Here is a 2978-nt window from a genome sequence, read left to right on the forward strand (position 1 = left end):
GCAATGACCATTGGGCTCTTTTTATTTTTTGTTGTGTTTAAACTTGGTGTTGATTTCCGCTCCAGACGCTTCGCTTTCCGCGGGCGGTCCGGGGAGCCTCCTCGGCCCCGTACTCCCGCAGGAGTCTGCGCGCCTTCCGCTCCACTCAACATGCTAAAAACTTTTAACACAGCTTTATACTTCAAGGGGGATTTACATTATGAGATTACTAGAGGAAAAAATTATTTCAGAAGGAAGGGTCTTGTCAGATCAGGTATTGAAGGTAGATTCATTTCTAAACCATCAAATCGACCCATTGCTAATGAATGAAATAGGAAAAGAATTTGCTTCTCTTTTCGCTAATGAAGGAATTACTAAAATTGTGACGATTGAATCTTCTGGTATAGCTCCAGCTGTTATGGCGGGATTGTATATGAACGTTCCTGTTGTTTTCGCTCGAAAAAGAAAATCATTAACACTTACAGATGACTTACTTACATCATCAGTCCATTCGTTTACCAAAAATGAAACAAACGAAATCTCCATTTCCAATAAGTTTTTAGAAGCAGAGGACCGCGTTCTAATCATTGATGACTTTCTTGCAAATGGACAAGCAGCACTTGGATTGGTTGACATTGTCCAACAAAGCGGTGCCATGGTAAAAGGAATCGGCATTGTGATTGAAAAGTCTTTCCAGCAAGGCGCAGAAAAACTGAAAGAATTTGGTTTTAGGGTGGAATCATTAGCAAAGATCGCTTCCCTATCAAACGGAGAAGTTCAATTTATCAATGAAAAAGTGGAGGAATTAGTCTAATGAAACAAAGTCCATGGAAAACAGCATCTCTAGGAATCCAGCATGTTTTAGCAATGTACGCAGGGGCTGTTATCGTCCCGCTAATCATCGGCGGTGCTCTTCATCTATCTGGTAAACAATTAGCTTATTTAGTTTCTTTAGATATCTTAACAAGCGGAATCGCTACTCTCTTGCAGGTTTGGCAAAATCGTTATTTTGGTATTGGTCTTCCTATCGTTTTAGGCTGTACATTTACAGCCGTTGGTCCAATCATTGCAATTGGCGGGCAATATGGCATGTCGGCAATCTATGGATCTATATTAGTTTCAGGAATCATTGTGATATTAATCGCTTCCTTTTTTGGAAAGCTTGTCCGCTTCTTCCCTCCTGTTGTAACGGGTTCTGTTGTAACGATCATCGGAATTACCCTAATTCCTGTAGCGATGAATAACGTTGCAGGTGGTCAAGGAAGCCCAGACTTTGGATCTTTAACAAATTTAGGTCTTGCTTTTGGTACACTATTATTTATTATTGTTCTCTATCGCTTTTGTAAAGGTTTCATTCGTGCCATTTCCATTTTGCTTGGTCTGATTGGTGGTACAATTGCGGCGACACTTTTAGGTAAAGTTGATTTTTCGGCGGTTGGAGATGCATCGTGGTTCCACATGGTTGCTCCCCTTCACTTTGCTGCACCAACGTTTGAACTAGCTCCAATCATTACCATGACACTAGTTGCGATTGTAAGTCTTGTTGAATCAACAGGTGTGTATTTTGCATTAAGTGATATTACAGGAAGAAAGTTAACTGAACAGGATCTAGTAAAAGGATATCGTGCAGAAGGTCTTGCTAGTATCGTAGGAGCACTATTTAACTCCTTCCCTTATACAACTTATTCGCAAAATGTGGGACTTGTACAATTTTCAGGTGTGAAATCGAAAAACGTGATTTACACAATGGCTGGTATTCTGATTTTCCTTGGGTTTGTACCTAAAATTGCTGCCTTAACAACTGTTGTGCCTACGTCAGTACTTGGCGGTGCCATGGTAGCGATGTTTGGTATGGTTATTGCTTCCGGGATTAAAATGCTAAGCAAAGTAGATTTTTCCTCTCAGGAAAACCTATTAATTATTGCCTGCTCGGTTGCTGTAGGGTTAGGTGTTACTACGGTTCCTAATTTGTTTGATGCACTACCTGAAAGTGTAAAAATATTAACCAACAGTGGAATTGTCGGCGGAAGTTTAACGGCGATTTTCCTCAATATCATTTTCAATGTGGCAAAACCTAAGCAGCAAAATCAAACGGTAAACAATAGTAATCAAAGTGTGGCATAAACCTTCATTAGTAATTGATTTTATCCCACATATTACTTCCTAAAATATAGTGGAATTTGTACTTCGGAATGTTTTTTTGTTAAAACAGGAAATTATACCCATATAATTCCAGCTGTTATGGGTAATCTTATTATTAGAGCAAGGCTAAACAATAAACCTCACTGTGTATGGCTACAACATCATGATTAATTTTAGCCTTGCTCTAAATTCCCACCCAATTACCCATAACATCTTTCATTTTTTTTCATAAAATGTATAGGGATTAGTCAAAAAGCCAAACCAGTATGTTCAACTTTNNTATGATTTATATCATTGACTACTCAATTAAATGAGTGGTCTTTTTTTCTTTTTCAGTCCCAAAAACCTATTCATTATTGCCTAACGGTTCAAATTTTAAGTAATCTTAAGAAAAAATTAAGAAAAAAATAGTTAAATATGAATTAAGTTGATAATGCTAATCATTAGTATTCATTAACGCTTATTCTTGTTTAAATTCTTCTGGAGTTTAGACCTCCCATTTAGGTTTAGCCTAGACCACTAAGCCTAACTTTACCTTTGATTTTAAAAATCAAAGGTCTTTTTTTGTGTAAAGGTGTTGGACGTATATTGCATATAGAATGATTTTCCTATTTTTGCAAAAAAAAGAGCCGCCTAATCGACAGCTGATTTTAAGCACTATAATTTTTTAGGGTTTGAGTGGCCACAACATCTTCTTTATTAAAAGATCTATTTGAAATAATTCCTCTGCGACACATAATGGAATAAATTAAACCTAATTCAAAATATAATTTTTGGGTAGAACCACCATGAATAATGTTGTTATTAATTTCATTATAGAAGTCAATTAACACATCATTTGGTAATTTTTCATAAAA

At 36.8% G+C, this 2978-nt stretch carries 3 protein-coding genes; 2 read left to right on the forward strand and 1 reads right to left on the reverse strand.

Translation table 11 applies throughout. The features are described from left to right. Positions 1-199: 199 nt before the first annotated feature. Both V7266_RS19460 and V7266_RS19465 read left to right on the forward strand, forming a co-directional pair. Positions 200-793 (forward strand): xanthine phosphoribosyltransferase, encoded by a 594-nt coding sequence (locus V7266_RS19460; protein ID WP_335470093.1) that lies wholly within the window; start codon positions 200-202, stop codon positions 791-793. Continuing rightward, positions 793-2103: a nucleobase:cation symporter-2 family protein gene (locus V7266_RS19465; RefSeq protein ID WP_335470096.1), complete on the forward strand. Its 1311-nt coding sequence runs from the start codon at positions 793-795 to the stop codon at positions 2101-2103. The genes V7266_RS19460 and V7266_RS19465 overlap by 1 nt, the downstream gene beginning before the upstream one ends. A gap of 668 nt (positions 2104-2771) precedes the next feature. On the opposite strand, the gene V7266_RS19470 is transcribed toward V7266_RS19465, so the two are convergent. Then, on the reverse strand, positions 2772-2978 hold a 207-nt coding region (locus V7266_RS19470), incomplete at its 5' end, for a hypothetical protein (RefSeq protein WP_335470098.1).

The sequence above is a fragment of the Neobacillus drentensis genome (assembly GCF_036965645.1).
In the GTDB taxonomy this organism is placed as follows: Bacteria; Bacillota; Bacilli; order Bacillales; family Cytobacillaceae; genus Neobacillus; species Neobacillus drentensis_D.